This is a genomic window from Paenibacillus apis, assembly GCF_018333295.1.
GTDB classification, from domain to species: domain Bacteria; phylum Bacillota; class Bacilli; order Paenibacillales; family Paenibacillaceae; genus Fontibacillus; species Fontibacillus antibioticophila.
Window position 1 is genome coordinate 175918 of sequence record NZ_BORS01000001.1, and the last position, 16876, is coordinate 192793.

Consider the following 16876-nt stretch of genomic DNA (forward strand, 5'->3'; position numbering starts at 1 on the left):
GGACCGTCATTCTTTGACAGGAGGCTGCGGAGCAATGAATTGGGCAAGCAAAACGGTCAGATCGATCATGGAACGGACTCCGAAATTGTATGAAAACGGATATGACAGCAAGTGGTCTTATGATTACGGCGTCATCTTGAAGGGCTTTGCTCTCATGTGGAAAATGACGGGGGAAAGCAAGTATTTCCGGTTCATTCGGGAGCAAATGGATCATTTTATCGGAGAAGATGGAAGCATCAAGGGCTACCGGCAGGACGAATACAATATCGATCATATCAATAATGGAAAACTGCTGTTCTTGCTGTACAAGGAGACAGGGCTGGAGAAATACCGAAAAGCAGCCGATCTGTTGAGAGGGCAGCTGGCCACCCATCCCCGGACCTCGGAAGGAGCATTTTGGCACAAGCAGGTCTATCCCTATCAAATATGGCTGGACGGCTTGTATATGGGAGCTCCGTTCTATCTGGAATACTTGCTGACCTTTGAAGGCGGGAACGGACTGGAGGATGTAACGAAGCAATTTATACTGTGCGAGAAGCATACACGGGATCCCGAGACAGGGCTTCTCTATCATGCCTGGGACGAGAAGAAGGTTCAGCCCTGGTGCGATCCTGCCACCGGATTATCTCCGAATTTCTGGGGCCGTTCCATGGGATGGTTTGTCATGGCTCTGGCGGATACGCTGGAACTGCTGCCGAAGGAGCATCGCGACTATAACGAGCTGGTAAGGATATTTCGGGATGCCTTGACGGCCTTGAGAAATTATCAGGATCAAGCAAGCGGCGTGTGGTATCAGGTTATCAATTTGGGCGGACGTAAAGGCAATTATTTGGAGGCATCGGCTTCCAGCATGATCGTGTATGCGCTCGCCAAGGGCATTCGGCTTGGAGTGCTAGGGCAGGAAGCATGGCGGAGCACGGTAGACAAGGCCTTTGAGGGCTTGATCACGGAATTCGTCCTTGAGACAAAGGAAGGCTGGGTGAATCTTAACAAGAACTGTCAGGTGGCAGGCCTTGGCGGCTCGGATCGGCGTGACGGCACCTTTGCTTACTATATTAGCGAGCCGATAATTACAAATGATTTTAAAGGAGTAGGCGCCTTTATTCAGGCCTGCGCTGAATATGAAGGACTTCAATGATAGAGCTGCAGCCAGGTCCTCCAGCCGTAACCCAACACCTCCTCCGCATCCGGAATTTGGATAATGAGTATTGTGATCTCTGCTCCAGGGTGTCGGTTAGCGATTCGAGGGAGGTCGATGCCCAGCTTGTTCGGGAGCGGGGGAGTTCCGTCTGCTCTCGTGCCTTCCGAGGCAGCCCGGTGCTCCTTCGGTACCAGGAGATCCTCCAGAAGCACGGACACGCCAAGCTGATCCTCGAATTCCTCCGGCTCGAATCGTTCAAATGGACCGGACAGCGGTAAATACAATATGTTGGACCAATCAAAGCCGCCGAAATCGTAATCTGCTCGCAGAATAAGCTGAAGAGGACGAGTCTCATCCGTCACAAAATCGCAGTAGAGCGCCATACGCATCCTAACTGTTCCTCCTAAGTCCGCCAACCTGGCGTTCTAATTGCTCCATTACCTTGCGGGTCTCATTAGACCAGCCCTGAGGAGCTGTTAACTGGCGTCTTCGGTCTGCTTCTCTTGCTGCCGCCACGAGGCTTCCATGCAGTACGCGGCGCTGGATCTGGTCCAGGCGTTGTTCGGCCAGATAATAAGGGATGCGGAAATGCTCAGCCAGAAAAGGAATGGCCTCCGGCCGCTGATCCGGAAGATTCAGCTTGGCGAACATATAGAACGGCACTGCCGCATACAGGACGAATTGATCGGCTTCGATCTCTTGAGCACATCGGAATAAGGCAGGCATAGACCGCTGATCGCCTGTATGCCGCAGCACGTGGCAAAGCTCGTGAAAGAAGACGACTCTTGCCGTCAGGTCATCCGCATGCTTGTTCAGAAAAATAACCCGGTCTTCATTATCGGAAAAAGAGGGACAATCCTCATAAACCAGTTCTATGTCAAATGCTCGGGCAATGTGCTCAATATCATGCTCTGCCAAGCTAACAATTCCGTGCTCGAGATATTTTGCGGAAATCCACTGTTCCAGCTCTGTCTCCTGATAGTAGGAGTATAACATGATATCACCGCCAAAAGGGAATGTATGTTCGGGAGAAAGCGTAAAAGAATAGCCCTGATCGAAAGGGCCTTTCAGGCATCACTTCTTATGCCTCAAAAATAAGTATTCGACATATAGACGTGAATTCCTCTAATTTTGTTCCTGGTCTTGGGCCAGGATTTTTTTCTTTTGTTCGCGATAGGCTTTGAGCGCCGCCTCCATCATCGCAATTTCATCAGCCGTGTAGCCGTCCGGTCCTCCGTAAAAAGACAGATTCATTTCAGCCTTGTTTGCCGCATTCAAGGGTTCTTCGGTTCGCCCCAGTAAATAATCCGCACTTGTATCCAGCGCGTCGGCAATGGCTCTTAACGCTTCGGGATCCGGCTTGCGGTCACCGGTTTCGTATCGAGAAAACTGAACCACGGTCAGGCCGGCCTTGGCCGCCAGCTCCTTCTGTGTCCTATTCAGTTGTTCTCTTCTCAGCTTGATGCGCTCTCCCAGATTGGCCATACTATCTCCTCATTTCTAATTTAGATGATTATATCACTGGATTACCAAATTGGTAAATGGATTTTCCTTATTTTAGGTTAATCGGGAGTTGACATTACCAAAATGGTAACATAGAATGAAGAAAAATACCAATTCGGTAATTAATATTACCAAAATGGTAATTAGATCGAGTGATGATAATCAGGAGGGTTAGCGATGAGCAGAAAACGCAGCTACCATATGACCATGGTGTTCCATGGATTGCCGATTGATATCCCTGCTACCCGGGCCGCGGTAGAAGAACGTCTTGAAGAGATCCGTCAGTTCCGTCAATTCGGACTGATTCGAAGGGAAGCCGCTTTGACATTCAGCTATGAGCCGAGATTCCATGGAGCCACCCATGTTGTGGGCCGGCCTGCGGAGCAGGCTGCTGTGGGGAATGCGGATCGGGAAATGGAGCTGCGGAAGAAGTCCGAGCTTCTGGATAAAGCCATGGAGTCCCTTAACAAGATGCAGCGGGAGGTGATTGAACGGAGCTACTTTGATCCCGAGGGAGAGTATGACTTCATTAGCTGCGGAGAGATGGGAATCAGCGACCGGACATATCGAAGAATCAAGGCCGAGGCGATTAAGCTGCTTGCGGTGGCCATGAATCTGGAGGTCTATCTGAAGGATGAAGAGAAGGAGTAGAGGCAGTTAAGAATAGAGACAGATTAAGAATAGAAACAGATCAGGAATAGGGGAATATTTTTCCAAATATTGATTGTCCGGACCGGCTCATATGCCGGTTTTTTTTATTTTTGGCAGGAAGTCTGCCTACGCGATTATTTATGCTGCCAAACACTTGGTCGGTATTGGCATTGCGAAAGCAAAGAGAGGGTTTTGTACGTTTTTCCGTATAAGGTGATGCGGTTGGACTAAAAATGATGCCGTTTGTATGATTTTCCACACAAAATCTGCAGATTCAAGGGCTAGAGAGGGAAATTTGTATGGATTATCGTACAAAAGTTCAATATCCGTGTGCCGTAAGGAAACTTTTGTACTGATTTTCGTATAAAAACAGAACACATGTTCCTGTTTTTGACCTTCGATTGTCCCGGACTTGTCCATGCAGGGCGTTTTTTCCGTGTTAAATTGATATTGTGGAAGTCGGATGGACACCCAGAATCATCTACCGATTATCCGGATCAAAGGAAGGGCCGCTGAATTATCAGCGGTCTTTCTTTATGGAAGGAGCGCAAGGAGCAGTGAGAAAAAATAACAAGAATCCGCCAGAGGAAAGACGCTTTGAGCAGAGCGAACCCGATTGGAGCCAGCCAGCATCCTGCAGAGGCTGTGTCTGGGGACGCTTCGAGGGCAGCAGTCAATTTTGCAGTCTGCCCAGATGTATTGCTGTAAGGGAATCGCTGCAAGGACAGGAGGTGAACGGTTATATCTGATTCATCCTTGGTGCATATTCGGGACAGGTTGCTGGAAAGCGTTCCGGAAATTGAGCGGATATTCATCGGAGCATTTCCGCTGGAATCACTCGTGGAAGGACCCGTAGCGGTTATTATTCGTCAGCCTAACTCATCAAGCGCTTGGAAGGGCTGGCGGGAGGAGAGTACGCTGGAGCTTTGGGTGAGGCGCTCTGCGGCAGAGGAGCAGGAACTGGATCAAATCACGGCCAAAACAGCTTTGGTACTGGATCAGGCGCTGCTTCAATCCGGGCAGGGGGTCTGGATGACTCTGATTCAGGAAGCCTCCATTGAAGACAGAATCAACAGCGAACTTTCTGTAAGAATCAGAACGTTATCGTTGGCCGCCATTTCTCCAAGACCATTAGGTGAAGCAGGGAAAGGGACTCGGGATCCTTGGCTGGAGCCGCTGATGAAGTGGAGCTCTGATCTTCTGGGGGAACATTGGAAGGTGTATGGAAGCGACTGGCCGGTGAAGCCTGAGAGGCCATGTATACTGTGGCGCGCCTCAGACATGAGCTTGACTCCGATTGGACGAGCCGGTTACCGATGCGCGAAGCAGTTTGACGCCTTTATTTTGGCAGAAGACAAGGAAGAAGAGGTCTATGGATTGTTGAAGCTGAGCGAGCATCTGGTCTCAACGGCCAAGTTGGCTCTGGATCCGGCGACGAGAAAATATGCGACTGTGAGCGATGTCCGGCTTAATCCGGCATCCGCTAATGACGGGTATGCTTTATCGGATCAGGGCGTGCTGGGTGTAACCCTGACAAGAAATGAGTCTGCGGCTTCTTCAAAGGAAGCTGCTCCGCTTATGAGACAGGTTCACCACGCAACACAAAACTAATTGAAAAGGAAGGTGCAATAAATGGCAGGAGGAACATGGAGTTTAACGAATCAGCCGGTACTTCCCGGTTTGTATATGAATTTTGTAGGTGCAGCAGGAGCGGCGATTCAGCCGGGGGCTCGGGGCGTTGTTGTCGCGCCGGTCAAAGCGCACTGGGGACCCGTTGGGGAGTTTGTAGAGGTTACCAGTGAGACGGCCATTCGGGAGCTGTTTACGGAGGACGAGGCTGGAGGAGCAACAGCATTTACCACGCTGTATCTGGCCCTGCTTGGAGGGCCGAATAAGCTGCTTGCTTACCGGATGGCTGACAGCACTGCAGCCCCAGCTCAGCTTGCTTTGAAGAATACAGAGACTTCGCCTGTAGACTGTGTACGGCTGTCCGCCAAATATCCGGGAGAGCGCGGCAATCGTTTTACCGTATCGATCCAGCCCAATTCCCTGATGACAGGCATCAAGGAATTGAAGCTGTATGAAGGAGGCACGCTGCTTCGGACGATTTCATTGGGAGATGGAGAAGCCGAGCAAGCGGTGATGGCGATCAATCAGGATTCCGGCAACAAGTGGATTGTTGCTGAAAAGCTGGCGGATGGAGTCGTTGATGACGTCACAGGCAAGATTTTCTCCGGCGGCTTGAGCGGAATTTCCGGCATTACCCATGCGGATTACATGGCTGCGACGCTTCATTTTGAGACAAGGGATTTTCATGTGCTTACGCTCGATGGTGTGAGTGATCCGGCCCTGCATACAAGTCTTGTAGCGTGGCTCAAGCGGGTCCGCGAGGAAGGGAAGGGGATTCTGCTTACACTTGGCGGAAGCGCAGCCTCGGATACAGCCGACAATGCCGTCGAACAGGCGGTTCAACGCAGTGCCTCCTTTGATTACGAGGGGGTCATCCATGTGGGGAGCGGGGCTAAGCTAAACGGTCGAAGCTATTCCTCTGCACAGGTTGCGGCGTGGGCAGCAGGCTTGATTGCCGGGCAATCCTTGAAGGAATCGGCTACTTACGCGGTATCGCCGTTTGAAGATGTGACCCGTCGCTGGACGCGTTCCGAGCAGGAAGCAGGGGTGCAGGGCGGTGTTCTTTTGCTGGTTCATGATGGCAGACGCGTCAAGGTGCTTCGCGGGGTGAACAGCCTGGTCACTTTGCGTGAGGGCCAGAACAAGGGCTGGAAGAAAATCCGCAAAATCCGGGTGATTGACCAGATCAACGCCGACCTTCAGCGGACAGCCGAGGACAATTACATTGGCAAGGTGAACAACACGGAGGAAGGAAGACTGGCGCTGATTAGTGCAGGCAAGCAATATTTGCAGGCCTTGGCGCTGGAAAATGTCATTGAATCTACCGGCTACGACGTAGCACTGGATCCAAGATTTTACGGCACAGGTTCGCAATTTGAACCTGAAGATGATCAGGTGTACTTGGTATGGACAGCGGACGACACCGACGTCATGGAACAAATTTTCGGCACCTTCTATGTACAATAAATTTCACCAACAATAATAAACCTTCAAGGAGGAATTAAGCATGGCACAATATCTTGACCCAAGCCGCATTATGATGGGGACGTTCGGCCAGATTTTTATCGATGGGGTATGGCAATCCAATCTGAATCATCTCGAGGCCAGCGTTGAAATGGACAAGCGGGAGATGAACCTGGTGGGGACCGAGTATACCGTATTTAAGCTGGGGCTTAAAAAGGGAACCGGTACGATGAGCGGATACAAGGTGACTTCGGAAATGATCTCTCGGGGCTTTCAGAAGTTCTCGATTATTCATAAGCTCGATGATCCGGAGGCCTATGGCTTTGAACGTATTCAATTGAATGGCTGTCTGGCGGATAAAATCCAGCTGGCCAATTGGACCGCCGGCGAGGAGGTTACGGAGGAGACGCCGTTTACCTTCGAATCGTACGAGCTGCTCGACCCTGTCACTGGGCCGTAAATGGAGTTAACGGAACGGAAGCAGTATATGAATTTTAGATTTATCAGGGAGGATGAATAGAATGAGCAAAGAAACATGGAGTGAACAGGATATACTGGACGGCCTCTTCGAGACGGCAACGAATCTGCCGGAAGAGGCCATTTTTATTGGGCGCCTTGGTCTGCGAGTCACCCTGCAAGGGCTGACCTCCAGTAAAGTGGACTTGATCCGCGAACGCTGTACGATCCGCAAGACCACCAAAGGGCAGATGTCGGAGAAGGTGGACAGCGAGTTGTTCAATGCCGCATTGATTAAGGAAGCAACCTCGAAGCTGGAGGTTGTAAAGAAGCTGAGCGATGGCGAGAAGGTGGTTCCGCTGAGCGGTTGGGATGATGCCCGCCTCGTTAGCCGCTTGAAGCTTTCCGGCGGAGAAGAGGCTGTACGCCGGCTGCTGCTTGCCGGGGAGCTGGACGCGGTTGGCGATAAGGTCCTGGAAATATCCGGCTTTGGCGTCGATATCGATGATGTAAAAAACTGATCGACTCCGGAGGCGTAACGGCCTTGCTGTATCATTTGTGGACACGGCACAGCTTGCGTCCCGGAGAATTTTGGTCGCTGCCCAAAGGGGAACGCCTGCTGCTTCGAGCCTTTGCGGAGAGAGAGCTTGAGCTGCAAGGCTGAGGCTGCTCTCCCTGCTTATGCAGGCTGATCTTGTGCAATAGGGAGGTGGAACATGGCAAGCAATGAAGAAAAGCAACTTAAAATTGAAGTGGACGTTTCCGCTATTGAGCTGGCTGAGGAGGCCATGGGGAGACTGGACAAGCTGCTCGAACAAACCCAGCGCCGCGCCGCCGCACTTGGCAGGATAAGTGTAGCGCCATTCATTCTGCTGGAGCGTCGGGCGACGACTGCTCTGGATCGGATCGAACGCAGTCTGATGCGGTTGAACCGAACAAGGGTCTATCCAACCGTCACTTTAATCGATCAGGTAACCGCGGGTGTCGAACAGATTCGCGCGTCGATGCTGAGCTTGACCGCTAATCCGTGGCGTTTATCGGTTGAGGGGGTGAAGTGGGATGAGGTGGTTGGGGATATGGAGACCATTTTCAAAGATATGGGGGCTAGCGCGGGGGAGCAGTTCTTTGAATCATTTCTGTCCGCGTTTGATGAGGGGAAATTAGCCTATAAGATCAGCAAAGGTTTAGAGGGAGCTCAGCCTGCTGCCAAGGATGATGGCGATAAAGAAGGATTCAATCTGGGAAAAGAACTTATTAGTGCAGGAAGGGATATTCTCGTAGGGGCAGCGAGTAATCTGTTAAGTGATTGGATAGGTGGGAAATTATCGAAGAAATTTGGAGGAGGGTCAGGCTCTTCCTCCAGTAGTTCCAGTTCTAAGAAAACAGACTCAAAAAAGAATTCTAGTTCTAAGAAGACAGATTCAAAGAAGAACTCCAGCCCCAAAAAGAATGCTGAGAAGTCCCCTGCCGGTTCATCTCGTAAAGGAACTTCAATTTCGGAAAGATTAAAGGATGCAAAAACAGGAGCACAGAAATGGATATCCAAGAAAACAGATTTCTCGAAGCCAATAGAAAACGTTAAAAAGTGGGCTGGTGAATCAAAGGTGCTCAAGCCTTTTACGGAAAAGGGCGGCGTAAAGAAATTCTTTTCCAAAGGGGGAGGGCTGTCCGAGATTTGGGATTCACTTAAAAAACCAAAGAACAACTCTTTTCTAGCAATGGGCGGTATAGGGGGCTTGGGAGGATCAGCAAAGCTACTTAAAACAGCAGGTAAATTTGCCGGTCCAGTCGGGAGAATTATGGATGGAGTAACGATTATGACGGCAAAACCCGGTGAAGAACGTTATAAAGCTGTCGGGGGCGTGGCAGGCGCTGCAATTTTAGGCGGAGTAGGAACTGCTATTGGAACCCCTTTATTAGGGGCTGCCCTATCTGTTGTAGGAGGATATGCCGGAGAAAAAATCGGGGGATGGGTATATAATCTCAAAAACAAGAAGAAAGAGTCGGTAGCAACGAAAGCTCCGGAAGCCATTCTAGAGGATCAGAGCAAAGCACCCTTTGCTTCAGTCACTACCCGATCTTCAAATCGAAATTCTCCTGTTCAAATCACACTCTCCCCTGGAACGGTCAACTTGACGGTCCAAAAGGAAGAGATCAATTATGATCTGGTCGCAAACGTGTCGGCCCGAAAGATTGCTAATGAGATCCGGCTTGCGATGCAAAACGTTCAATAGAAGGAGGGAGGAGCTATGGAGATTCATTTTGTAGATGGGAACGGTGCTGATTTCCATCTTCCGGTTAATCCTGAAGAGATCAGGATCACCCGTGATAAGGCGTTAGAGACGATATTGATATTATCGCTGGGAGAGTTTGATCTTCCGGCTGGGGAGAGGGTGAAGGAAATCGCCTTCTCTTCTTTTTTTCCGGCGGTTTATGATTCCGGATATTGTAATTACAGCAATCTTCCCGATCCGCAGGAAGCGATGAACCGGCTTACCCGCATGATGAACGATAAAAAACCGGTTCGCTTAATCATTACAGATACCGCTATAAATGTGTTGGTCATGCTGTCTGCGCATCATTCCACGTTTCGCGGCGGCGAGCCCGGAGATGTTTATTTTGACGTGACTGCACGTACGTGGCGAGATATGAAGGTGCATACCCTTAACTCAGCTGGCTCGGGTACTTCATCTACGGATAGTTCACGTACCGACACCAAGCCGAAGGCCAAGACCTATACTGTAAAATCAGGAGACTCCTTGTCCAAGATCGCCAAGCTAGAGCTGGGGAGCAGTGCGAAGTGGCAGCAAATTTATAGTCTGAATAAAGGGACAATCGGCAGCGATCCCAACAAATTAAAGCCAGGCCAGAAGCTGGTGTTGCCTTCATGAGCTACAGCGTTATTTTACAGAACAAATATGATTTAAGCCCGCTGGTAGAAAATATAAGCCTGATCGATTCGCTCGATCAGATCGCTTATATGGCTACGATCAGCCTGGTGGTTACCCCAGACTTCCCGGTAATTACGCCGGGGGATGAAATTCGAATCAGCGGTATTCCATATGGAAGCGTCGGGTCAAAGGTTCCGTTGCTGAATCCGGGTGTAGTGTGGGAAACGAGCAGTACGGCCAGCACAGCCAAGCATATCTCCATCACCGTGTATGACCGAACGATTTATTTGGCCAAATCGGAGGATGAATGTTTGTTTGCAGCTAACACCACAGCAGCACAACGCCTGCGTAAGCATGCTTCAAATTGGGGAATCAAGCTGGCAGAAGTTCCGGATACGGAAATCAGCTTGAAAAGGGCGATGTACCGTCCGCAAACAATTTACAGCATGATTCAAGCTGATCTGAAGGAGACAGCCAAGGGGGGCGGAGAGTTATATGTTCCTCGAATGACTGCCGCGGGATTGAGCTTGGTGAAAATTGCAGGGAATGAGCCTGTCTGGAAATTAGAGGCGATCGAAGAGATTACCCAGAGTCGAACTCTGGAAGAAGCGGCAACTCGCGTAAAGGTGCTCGGAACGGAGACCAATAGCGGAGAGGCCCCTGCCAAGGTTCTTGCTATAGCTGATGGGCAAACTGCGGAATATGGCGTTCTTCAGATCATTGTACAGGAAGATGATGTGAAGACAGCAAGTGCTGCAAAAAGGTTAGCACAGTCGAAGCTTAGAGGAGTCGGCACAACCTATAGTGTAACTTGCCCTGACCTGAATACCTTGCGAGCCGGGGATAAGGTAATCCTGAATGGGACGGCACTGATCGCGGTATCTGTAACTCACCAACTAGGTGATCCGGGAAAAATGAGCCTGGAGTTAGCTGTCTTTGAGGATGTAAAGAGGAGGTATTATCTATGAGCATCGATCCCTATACGGCCCTCGTTGTTGCACTTAGGGACAACTCCCGGGATCAACTACAGGAGGGACTAAGCGGAGTCGCTTTAGAGCTGGGGACAATTACTTCTTCGGGGCTGAAGCTGGATCGGTTTAAGCATGAGATCAGTGATTATATGACCGCCGAATTCCCGGGGCAGCTTCGTATGCCGCAGCTTGAGCTTGCAGGCCGTATCGATCTGTTGGAGGACAGCGCTGGCAGCAGGCTTCGGGGGCAAGGTCAGTTCAGCTTCGATCCATCGGAGACAGAGGAGGCTTCTTTTCTCGTGCAATATCAACCTGGCGATCGTGTACTGGTCATTCCGCTAGAAGGCGGGCATGAAGCACTTGTGATCTGTAAGGTGGTGGGTAGAAGTGGCTGATTCGTTGTTTCCCGAGAGTATGAAGGATTCCTGGAATGAAGGAATTGAAGCGGAGAATGAGAGTTCAGAGATTTCGTTCGGTAGAAGCTGGAGGTTTGACTTTGATCAAGGGGAGTTTGTTCTGACCCCTACACGTAAAATCGCTTCCTGCACTGGTACGGATGCCTGGGTGATGTGGTGCCGGAAAGCCATTCGTACTCCGCGTTACCGCCATTTAATCTATTCCTGGAGCTATGGACAGGAACTGGATGAATTGATTGGAAAAGGCTATAGCCGAGCCGTTCTGGAGAGTGAAATTCAGCGGATGGTAAGCGAAGCTTTACTGGTAGATCCGCGTACGGCGGATGTGGACGGTTTTTATTTTTCCTGGCAGGAGGCGGGGTGCAGCTTCACTTGTCAGGTCACGAATATTTACGATGAAGTTTTAAGGCTGGAAGGGAGTGTGGGTGATGGCTGAAATACCGGCTTTTTTGCAGGAGCAGACGGAAGAGAATATTATGCAGCGAATGCTGGAACGAGTGCCTTCGGATATTGATAAATCGGAGGGCTCTTTTATTTGGGATGCGCAGGCTCCGGTGGCATTTGTGTTGGCGGAGGCGGCGGGATGGGCGCAGCAGGTGTTGCAGCGAGGGTTTGCCGGTACGGCATTCGGGGAGTACCTCGATCTTCGCGTTGCGGAGCACGGGGTTACTCGGCGCGGGGCAGTTGCGGCACATGGCATGGTCCGGTTTACCGGCACACCAGGCAAATCGATTCCTTCAGGAGTGGGGCTAGCGACGCCAGCAGATGAAATATCCTCAGAGTCGTCGATTGAGTATGTGACAACGGCGGAGGTTACTTTGGATGGTGAAGGAGTGGGAGAAGCCCCGATTCGTGCAGTTGAGGCTGGTAGAACGGGGAATGTCCCTGCGGGTGTAATTACAGTTATGGCCACACCGATCAGCGGAATAACGGCAGTCGTCAATCCGGAAGCAACTACTGGCGGGACAGACATCGAATCGGATGAGTCACTCCTGGAGCGATTTTATGCCCGTGTTCGGAATCAGGGAACAAGCGGCAACAAGGCTCAGTACATTCAGTGGGCTGGTGAGGTACCAGGTGTGGGGGCTGTGCAAGTACAGCCATTATGGCAAGGGCCGGGGACGGTAGGCATTTATCTCTTAGATAGCGAAAAGTGTGCGGCCAATACTGAGATTGTTGAAGCGACTCAGAATTACATCGATCCAACGATGGACGGACAAGGGGAAGGCATGGCGCCGGCCGGTCCGATCGTTACCGTGATGGCGGCGGAAGAAGTACCCATTAATATCTCTGTTAGGATCACATTGGCCTCTGGGGTTTCTCTGGCGGATGTAAAGACCGAAATCGAGAATGGGGTAACAGCTTATTTGAAGCAACTTGCCTTTGTGGACACTTCGGTGCGGGTAACTCGAATTGCTGCCGTACTCCTTGATATCCCATCGATTATCGACTACGCGAACCTAACCGTGAACGGGACTTCCGACACCAATATTGATATCAATTTCGGACAGGTTGCCGTGCTTGGGACGGTGGATGTGCATGAGTGAGTTGGTGATCGCGAGTCCGATTGGCAAAGAGATGTTTTCCTATTTTCCCGGCTATTATGAGTCATCCAGGGTCATACGTGCCGACATGCAGGCCAAAGGGGTAGAACTGGATGCGTTGTATCAAGCATTGAATGAAACGCTGGATCAGTTCTTTGTACGGAATGCTACCTGGGGCTTGGATCAGTGGGAGCGCGAACTTGGAATTGATACAGATCATTCTAAACCGATAACGCAACGACGCGCTCTGGTTGAATCCAAGCTTCGTGGAGCTGGCCAGTTCTCCGGTCGGCTCGTCAAAAGCGTAGCAGAGGCTTACGACGGCGGAACGGTGGATGTATCTATCCAGCCTGCGGAATGGAGCTTCACGATCAAATTTATAGACACTGTTGGTATTCCTCCCAACCTGGATGACTTGAAGGCCGTGATCGAAGAAATTAAGCCGGCTCATTTAGCGGTGGAGTATGAATTCAGCTATTTGCTGATCAAGGATATCCACGGTATTTTATCGCTCCATGACATAGAGCAACTACCTTTATCCAAATTTGCAGGAGGTGGTCCAATTGGCTAGTAATACGCCTAACTTAGATTTGTTAAAAAAAGACCCTGTCGCGGATGGAAATGATACGTTCAATATCGAAACGATGCTGAATGAGAACTGGGATAAGATTGATGCGGCCGTGGGGCAACTGGAGGAGGATATGCAAGAAATAGATATCCCACTCTCTGATGCAACGAACGGAACGCGGAGCAATGTGGCTGGATCGGAGAAGGCGGTTGGGCTGGTTATGCAGGCAGCCAATGCTGCCAATCTAGCAGCTGGGGCGGCGCAGACCAAAGCAGACCAGGCTTTTACAGCTGGCAATGAGCGTAAAGCGGAAGTGGTTGCCGCGCTTGTTGCCCTTGGGGTATCGGCATCCACTTCGGATTCATGGGATTCGCTAATAGCAAAGATGGCTACGATTATAAAGGCTACGGGTAATGCAACAGCTGCTGATTTATTGGCGGGCAAAACGGCATCGAATGTAAATGGACCTATTACTGGTACGATGCCAAACCGGGGCGCTGGAGGCACAATCACACCAGGCACAACCAACCAATCTAAGGCTGCGGGGTATTACAGCAGCGCCATCACTGTTTTGGGTGACGCTGACCTGGCCCCGGGCAACATCAAAAGTGGGGTTAATATTTTTGGTGTTGTAGGAACTTTGAAAACTTTTAATAAAGTTACTTTTAATTATTCGCGAACTGGAAGCGGATATGAATACGGCTCTCATAAAATAGGCACAATTCCTGGTGGGTGTGACTATATTGTGTTCCTGTCAAGTGGAACGGGCATGTCATGGGATATTATAACCGAGGTAGCTGATCAGGCAATTCGCCTTGTCGATGCTGGCGGGATGTCATTCAACATAATTTCAAGGGCTGGTAGATACCACAGTATGTCTTTGCATTCATTTTGTATAGATGTTGCATCCAGACAAATTTGGGTTGCGTATGCACGGGATTATGAAGATGAAGGAGAAAAAAATGTGGTTCGGGGAACTATATCCAACATTAATTTTACTAACACTATAACGATAGAATCATACGTTGGATCTGGGGGTGGCCCCCGTAACTCGAGCATTGGTTTTAAAGGCGATCTAATCTACATTTAACAGTATTCGAGACACATAAAAACAGAAGGGTGTTGACAATGATCAGAATGTTTAGATCAAGAGACAGCGCAGAAGCCATCAAACTAGTAGACGGCGAGATGGCGACAATAAAAAGAGTCATTCAGTTCACCGAGTTCCCGGTAACAGTCAACTATGATACTGAAGGCAATGTTGTGGCAGGGATAATCAAAAGCCCTAATGAGATGTTAGTCGCCAAGGTAGGGCAGTTCATTTGCAAGGAAAGCAATGGAAAGATAAGCGTGTGCGATTACGAGCAACTGATTGGAAAATACGAAGAAGTGACTGAAGAAACCGCATCGTAATGATGGCGGTTATTTTTATACTTTTTATTGCCCCCGACCCATCGGGGGCTTTCTCTTTCCCACCGCAATTTCACTCCCCACCCGATCGGAGGTGAACAAGCATGAGTGAGGCAACGGATCAGGAGCCGAAGCTTCTGGTGGAAATACAGATCCAACTTGCCCGAATTGAAAAGACGCTCGAGACGGTGCCGATGATGACGGCGACACTGGAGGCGGTCAAGGAGACGGCGCGGGATGCGCAGCAGGCGGCGGCCTCTGCGCATCAGCGGTTGGATGGGCTTGGGCAGACGAAGGACGTAGCCGATGATGCGAGGCGCAAAGCGGAGGCGGCGCTTCACCGACTGGATCAGGCCGAGGATGAGCAGAACTGGTTCAAGCGAACTTTTTACGGTGCGGTAATCGTTGCTGTGGGCGGGGCGCTGGTCACGGCTATTTTTGCAGCCATTAATCTGGCAGGGACATAAGTACAAGCAATGTCTATTAAATCGAATATTTTATATTAGGAGTGAGAGAAATGCAGAATCGAGGCAACAATCATGCACAGGGCATTGATGTCTCCCACTGGCAAGGCACCATTGATTGGGATAAGGTGTACTCTTCGGGTAAAAGCTTTGTGTTTATGAAGGCGAGTCAAGGGACATCCCGGGTTGATCCTAATTTCAAAATAAATGCTTCCCGGGCCAAGGCAGCGGGGCTGCTGATAGGGCCTTATCATTTTCTGGACGCAATCACACCGGGCGCAGCAAGACAGGAAGCTCAGCATTTCTATGAAACTCTATTAACTGCAGACGTAGAGTTTGATTTGCCGCCGGTGATGGATTACGAGAGCAATCCGGGACGGTTGAGCAAGCAGAGCATCAATGAGATTGCCAAGAGTTTTTTAGCTGAAATCGAACGGCTTACCGGCAGAACGCCGATCATTTATACCGGCAACAGCTTTGCCCAACAATTCGATGCCGAGCTTGGAAGATATCCGCTGTGGGTAGCAAGGTACAGTAATCAGGCACCTTATGACGTCCCCGGCTGGAATACCTGGAGCTTCTGGCAATACAGCGATACAGGATCCATCCCCGGCATTACGGGAAATGTGGATCTGAACGAATTCAGCGGTACGGTAAAAGAATTGCAGCGTTTCTGCCAGCTTCATACAGAGCCTTCAGAGAGCAAGGGAACGGATAGCAACAGCTTGCTGGAATCCCGAATTTCCGCTCTGGAGCGGAGGCTGAACATGTCCGGCACAGAACCGCTCCCTAAATGGGCGGAGCCTGCTGTCATTGCGGGCAAGCAGTCGGGTGCAATCACAACCTCCGCAGATAAGGGAGTGCCTGAATTGGTCGCTCTACAGATGCTATATAATCTTGGTCTGCTTGAGTCCAAGACGCAGAAGTCCTAGTTATTAGAAGAGAGGAGGGTTAATAATGAAGATTGATTGGAAACGAAAGCTGTCTTCACGAAAATTCTGGGCCATGGTGGTTGCGGTGGGAACATCGGTGCTTGCTGCTGCAGGAGCTTCAGACGATACAACAGTGAAGGTGACAGGTATCATTAGCGCTGTGGGTGCATGCGTCGTCTATATGCTGGCGGAGGCATACACGGATGGCAGCAACAAATCCGAGTAGTGGAAGACTCAAACCGACACGACGATTTATCCATTCAAATTCAAACAGGCTCTATTTCAAACCGAGTCTTTCTCCGTTTGAATAGAGCCTGTTTTTATAGCTTTATTTAAAGTATAATTGATTTAATATCCCCGTTCTGCACGAATCGGGAATTCAGAAGGAGATGAGCCTAGCTTATGTTAGATCAACAGCACCAACCCTTTGCTGATTCTGCTGATCCTCATGGCGCCAAGGCTAATTATGATGTCAATGCCGCCAAGCTCCATCGCGAAGGCGTACCGGGCCTATGGAGACAAGTTTCCAATTTGCTTATCCTGACAGGGATTATTGCGGTCATTGTACTTTTGTTCAGACTATTTTAACCTTCGACTTTAACTTTCGGCTTTAACCTCTGACCAAGCAGCGGGCCGCTCTTTATTTCTCCCAAAATACCGAGAATAAAATGTACACCACATAGCCGGTTCCTAGTAAGAGGGCAAACGCGCTGATCCATAGTACGCCCTTTCCCCAACTGCGAAATTTCTCTCCTTGCTTATACATGCTGATCAACTCCTTTGTTATTCTCTTAAGTCATAATTCCCCGTTTCAAACGTTCTCATGTGAATCTTAT

The 16876-nt window shown here is 50.0% G+C and carries 24 protein-coding genes; 20 read left to right on the forward strand and 4 right to left on the reverse strand.

Annotated features, from left to right (window positions below; genetic code table 11):
* The first annotated feature begins 34 nt into the window (after positions 1-34).
* Complete coding sequence (locus tag KI362_RS00690; RefSeq protein WP_301624118.1) at positions 35-1138, forward strand: glycoside hydrolase family 88/105 protein; 1104 nt, start codon at positions 35-37, stop codon at positions 1136-1138.
* Here the strand turns inward: KI362_RS00690 and KI362_RS00695 are convergent.
* The 3 genes from KI362_RS00695 to KI362_RS00705 form a co-directional block, all read right to left on the reverse strand.
* The gene (locus KI362_RS00695) at positions 1132-1530 is read right to left on the reverse strand and encodes a hypothetical protein (protein ID WP_301624120.1); all 399 of its coding nucleotides are present in this window, start codon (positions 1528-1530) and stop codon (positions 1132-1134) included. The genes KI362_RS00690 and KI362_RS00695 overlap by 7 nt on opposite strands.
* A 1-nt stretch (position 1531) precedes the next feature.
* Positions 1532-2137 carry an ImmA/IrrE family metallo-endopeptidase gene (locus KI362_RS00700; RefSeq protein ID WP_301624122.1) on the reverse strand — a complete coding sequence of 202 codons (606 nt, stop codon included), beginning with the start codon at positions 2135-2137 and terminating at the stop codon, positions 1532-1534.
* Positions 2138-2266: 129 nt separating this feature from the next.
* Positions 2267-2626, reverse strand: a complete 360-nt coding sequence (locus KI362_RS00705; RefSeq protein WP_044479484.1) for a helix-turn-helix domain-containing protein — start codon at positions 2624-2626, stop codon at positions 2267-2269.
* A 195-nt stretch (positions 2627-2821) separates the two neighbouring features.
* Here KI362_RS00705 and KI362_RS00710 point away from each other — a divergent pair, with 195 nt between their 5' ends.
* The 19 genes from KI362_RS00710 to KI362_RS00800 all read left to right on the forward strand — a co-directional run bounded on the left by KI362_RS00710 (position 2822) and on the right by KI362_RS00800 (position 16628).
* Entirely contained in the window at positions 2822-3295 is a 474-nt protein-coding gene (locus KI362_RS00710; protein WP_044479483.1) for an ArpU family phage packaging/lysis transcriptional regulator, read from the forward strand.
* 452 nt (positions 3296-3747) lie between these two features.
* Positions 3748-4044, forward strand: coding sequence for a hypothetical protein (locus KI362_RS00715; protein ID WP_301624126.1), 297 nt, complete (start codon positions 3748-3750; stop codon positions 4042-4044).
* 7 nt (positions 4045-4051) lie between these two features.
* Positions 4052-4906 (forward strand): hypothetical protein, encoded by an 855-nt coding sequence (locus KI362_RS00720; protein ID WP_301624128.1) that lies wholly within the window; start codon positions 4052-4054, stop codon positions 4904-4906.
* A gap of 21 nt (positions 4907-4927) precedes the next feature.
* Positions 4928-6391 (forward strand): phage tail sheath family protein, encoded by a 1464-nt coding sequence (locus tag KI362_RS00725; RefSeq protein WP_301624130.1) that lies wholly within the window; start codon positions 4928-4930, stop codon positions 6389-6391.
* Between the two features lie 40 nt (positions 6392-6431).
* Positions 6432-6848, forward strand: coding sequence for a phage tail tube protein (locus tag KI362_RS00730; protein ID WP_301624131.1), 417 nt, complete (start codon positions 6432-6434; stop codon positions 6846-6848).
* Positions 6849-6909: 61 nt separating this feature from the next.
* Positions 6910-7365 (forward strand): phage tail assembly chaperone, encoded by a 456-nt coding sequence (locus KI362_RS00735; RefSeq protein WP_301624134.1) that lies wholly within the window; start codon positions 6910-6912, stop codon positions 7363-7365.
* 195 nt (positions 7366-7560) lie between these two features.
* Positions 7561-9078 carry a hypothetical protein gene (locus KI362_RS00740; RefSeq protein ID WP_301624136.1) on the forward strand — a complete coding sequence of 506 codons (1518 nt, stop codon included), beginning with the start codon at positions 7561-7563 and terminating at the stop codon, positions 9076-9078.
* A 15-nt stretch (positions 9079-9093) separates the two neighbouring features.
* Entirely contained in the window at positions 9094-9735 is a 642-nt protein-coding gene (locus KI362_RS00745) for a LysM peptidoglycan-binding domain-containing protein (protein WP_301624138.1), read from the forward strand.
* Positions 9732-10703 (forward strand): XkdQ/YqbQ family protein, encoded by a 972-nt coding sequence (locus tag KI362_RS00750; RefSeq protein WP_301624139.1) that lies wholly within the window; start codon positions 9732-9734, stop codon positions 10701-10703. Before KI362_RS00745 ends, KI362_RS00750 begins: the two co-directional genes overlap by 4 nt.
* Positions 10700-11101, forward strand: coding sequence for a hypothetical protein (locus KI362_RS00755; protein WP_301624141.1), 402 nt, complete (start codon positions 10700-10702; stop codon positions 11099-11101). The genes KI362_RS00750 and KI362_RS00755 overlap by 4 nt, the downstream gene beginning before the upstream one ends.
* Before the next feature lie 19 nt (positions 11102-11120).
* Positions 11121-11558 (forward strand): DUF2634 domain-containing protein, encoded by a 438-nt coding sequence (locus KI362_RS00760; RefSeq protein ID WP_301624634.1) that lies wholly within the window; start codon positions 11121-11123, stop codon positions 11556-11558.
* Positions 11551-12669 (forward strand): baseplate J/gp47 family protein, encoded by a 1119-nt coding sequence (locus KI362_RS00765; RefSeq protein WP_301624142.1) that lies wholly within the window; start codon positions 11551-11553, stop codon positions 12667-12669. The genes KI362_RS00760 and KI362_RS00765 overlap by 8 nt, the downstream gene beginning before the upstream one ends.
* On the forward strand, positions 12662-13237 hold the full coding sequence (locus KI362_RS00770) for a YmfQ family protein (RefSeq protein ID WP_301624144.1): 576 nt from the start codon (positions 12662-12664) through the stop codon (positions 13235-13237). Before KI362_RS00765 ends, KI362_RS00770 begins: the two co-directional genes overlap by 8 nt.
* Positions 13230-14324, forward strand: a complete 1095-nt coding sequence (locus tag KI362_RS00775) for a hypothetical protein (RefSeq protein WP_301624145.1) — start codon at positions 13230-13232, stop codon at positions 14322-14324. The genes KI362_RS00770 and KI362_RS00775 overlap by 8 nt, the downstream gene beginning before the upstream one ends.
* A gap of 38 nt (positions 14325-14362) precedes the next feature.
* Positions 14363-14647: a hypothetical protein gene (locus KI362_RS00780; RefSeq protein WP_301624147.1), complete on the forward strand. Its 285-nt coding sequence runs from the start codon at positions 14363-14365 to the stop codon at positions 14645-14647.
* 101 nt (positions 14648-14748) lie between these two features.
* Complete coding sequence (locus tag KI362_RS00785; protein WP_044479465.1) at positions 14749-15111, forward strand: hypothetical protein; 363 nt, start codon at positions 14749-14751, stop codon at positions 15109-15111.
* Positions 15112-15161: 50 nt separating this feature from the next.
* Positions 15162-16040 (forward strand): glycoside hydrolase family 25 protein, encoded by an 879-nt coding sequence (locus KI362_RS00790; RefSeq protein ID WP_301624150.1) that lies wholly within the window; start codon positions 15162-15164, stop codon positions 16038-16040.
* 25 nt (positions 16041-16065) lie between these two features.
* On the forward strand, positions 16066-16266 hold the full coding sequence (locus KI362_RS00795; protein WP_044479464.1) for a hypothetical protein: 201 nt from the start codon (positions 16066-16068) through the stop codon (positions 16264-16266).
* A 176-nt stretch (positions 16267-16442) separates the two neighbouring features.
* The gene (locus KI362_RS00800) at positions 16443-16628 is read left to right on the forward strand and encodes a hypothetical protein (RefSeq protein ID WP_301624151.1); all 186 of its coding nucleotides are present in this window, start codon (positions 16443-16445) and stop codon (positions 16626-16628) included.
* A 52-nt stretch (positions 16629-16680) separates the two neighbouring features.
* Here the strand turns inward: KI362_RS00800 and KI362_RS00805 are convergent, their stop codons facing one another.
* Complete coding sequence (locus KI362_RS00805) at positions 16681-16806, reverse strand: hypothetical protein (protein WP_262362635.1); 126 nt, start codon at positions 16804-16806, stop codon at positions 16681-16683.
* Positions 16807-16876: the final 70 nt, after the last annotated feature.

Coding starts and splice junctions, on each gene's coding strand:
- KI362_RS00725 (WP_301624130.1), top strand. CDS start 4,928: ATGGCAGGAGGAACATGGAGTTTAACGAATCAGCCGGTACTTCCCGGT.
- KI362_RS00730 (WP_301624131.1), top strand. CDS start 6,432: ATGGCACAATATCTTGACCCAAGCCGCATTATGATGGGGACGTTCGGC.
- KI362_RS00795 (WP_044479464.1), top strand. CDS start 16,066: ATGAAGATTGATTGGAAACGAAAGCTGTCTTCACGAAAATTCTGGGCC.
- KI362_RS00780 (WP_301624147.1), top strand. CDS start 14,363: ATGATCAGAATGTTTAGATCAAGAGACAGCGCAGAAGCCATCAAACTA.
- KI362_RS00770 (WP_301624144.1), top strand. CDS start 12,662: ATGAGTGAGTTGGTGATCGCGAGTCCGATTGGCAAAGAGATGTTTTCC.
- KI362_RS00785 (WP_044479465.1), top strand. CDS start 14,749: ATGAGTGAGGCAACGGATCAGGAGCCGAAGCTTCTGGTGGAAATACAG.
- KI362_RS00710 (WP_044479483.1), top strand. CDS start 2,822: ATGAGCAGAAAACGCAGCTACCATATGACCATGGTGTTCCATGGATTG.
- KI362_RS00695 (WP_301624120.1), bottom strand. CDS start 1,530: ATGCGTATGGCGCTCTACTGCGATTTTGTGACGGATGAGACTCGTCCT.
- KI362_RS00740 (WP_301624136.1), top strand. CDS start 7,561: ATGGCAAGCAATGAAGAAAAGCAACTTAAAATTGAAGTGGACGTTTCC.
- KI362_RS00700 (WP_301624122.1), bottom strand. CDS start 2,137: ATGTTATACTCCTACTATCAGGAGACAGAGCTGGAACAGTGGATTTCC.
- KI362_RS00750 (WP_301624139.1), top strand. CDS start 9,732: ATGAGCTACAGCGTTATTTTACAGAACAAATATGATTTAAGCCCGCTG.
- KI362_RS00745 (WP_301624138.1), top strand. CDS start 9,094: ATGGAGATTCATTTTGTAGATGGGAACGGTGCTGATTTCCATCTTCCG.
- KI362_RS00755 (WP_301624141.1), top strand. CDS start 10,700: ATGAGCATCGATCCCTATACGGCCCTCGTTGTTGCACTTAGGGACAAC.
- KI362_RS00805 (WP_262362635.1), bottom strand. CDS start 16,806: ATGTATAAGCAAGGAGAGAAATTTCGCAGTTGGGGAAAGGGCGTACTA.
- KI362_RS00760 (WP_301624634.1), top strand. CDS start 11,121: ATGAAGGATTCCTGGAATGAAGGAATTGAAGCGGAGAATGAGAGTTCA.
- KI362_RS00800 (WP_301624151.1), top strand. CDS start 16,443: ATGTTAGATCAACAGCACCAACCCTTTGCTGATTCTGCTGATCCTCAT.
- KI362_RS00690 (WP_301624118.1), top strand. CDS start 35: ATGAATTGGGCAAGCAAAACGGTCAGATCGATCATGGAACGGACTCCG.
- KI362_RS00735 (WP_301624134.1), top strand. CDS start 6,910: ATGAGCAAAGAAACATGGAGTGAACAGGATATACTGGACGGCCTCTTC.
- KI362_RS00705 (WP_044479484.1), bottom strand. CDS start 2,626: ATGGCCAATCTGGGAGAGCGCATCAAGCTGAGAAGAGAACAACTGAAT.
- KI362_RS00790 (WP_301624150.1), top strand. CDS start 15,162: ATGCAGAATCGAGGCAACAATCATGCACAGGGCATTGATGTCTCCCAC.
- KI362_RS00765 (WP_301624142.1), top strand. CDS start 11,551: ATGGCTGAAATACCGGCTTTTTTGCAGGAGCAGACGGAAGAGAATATT.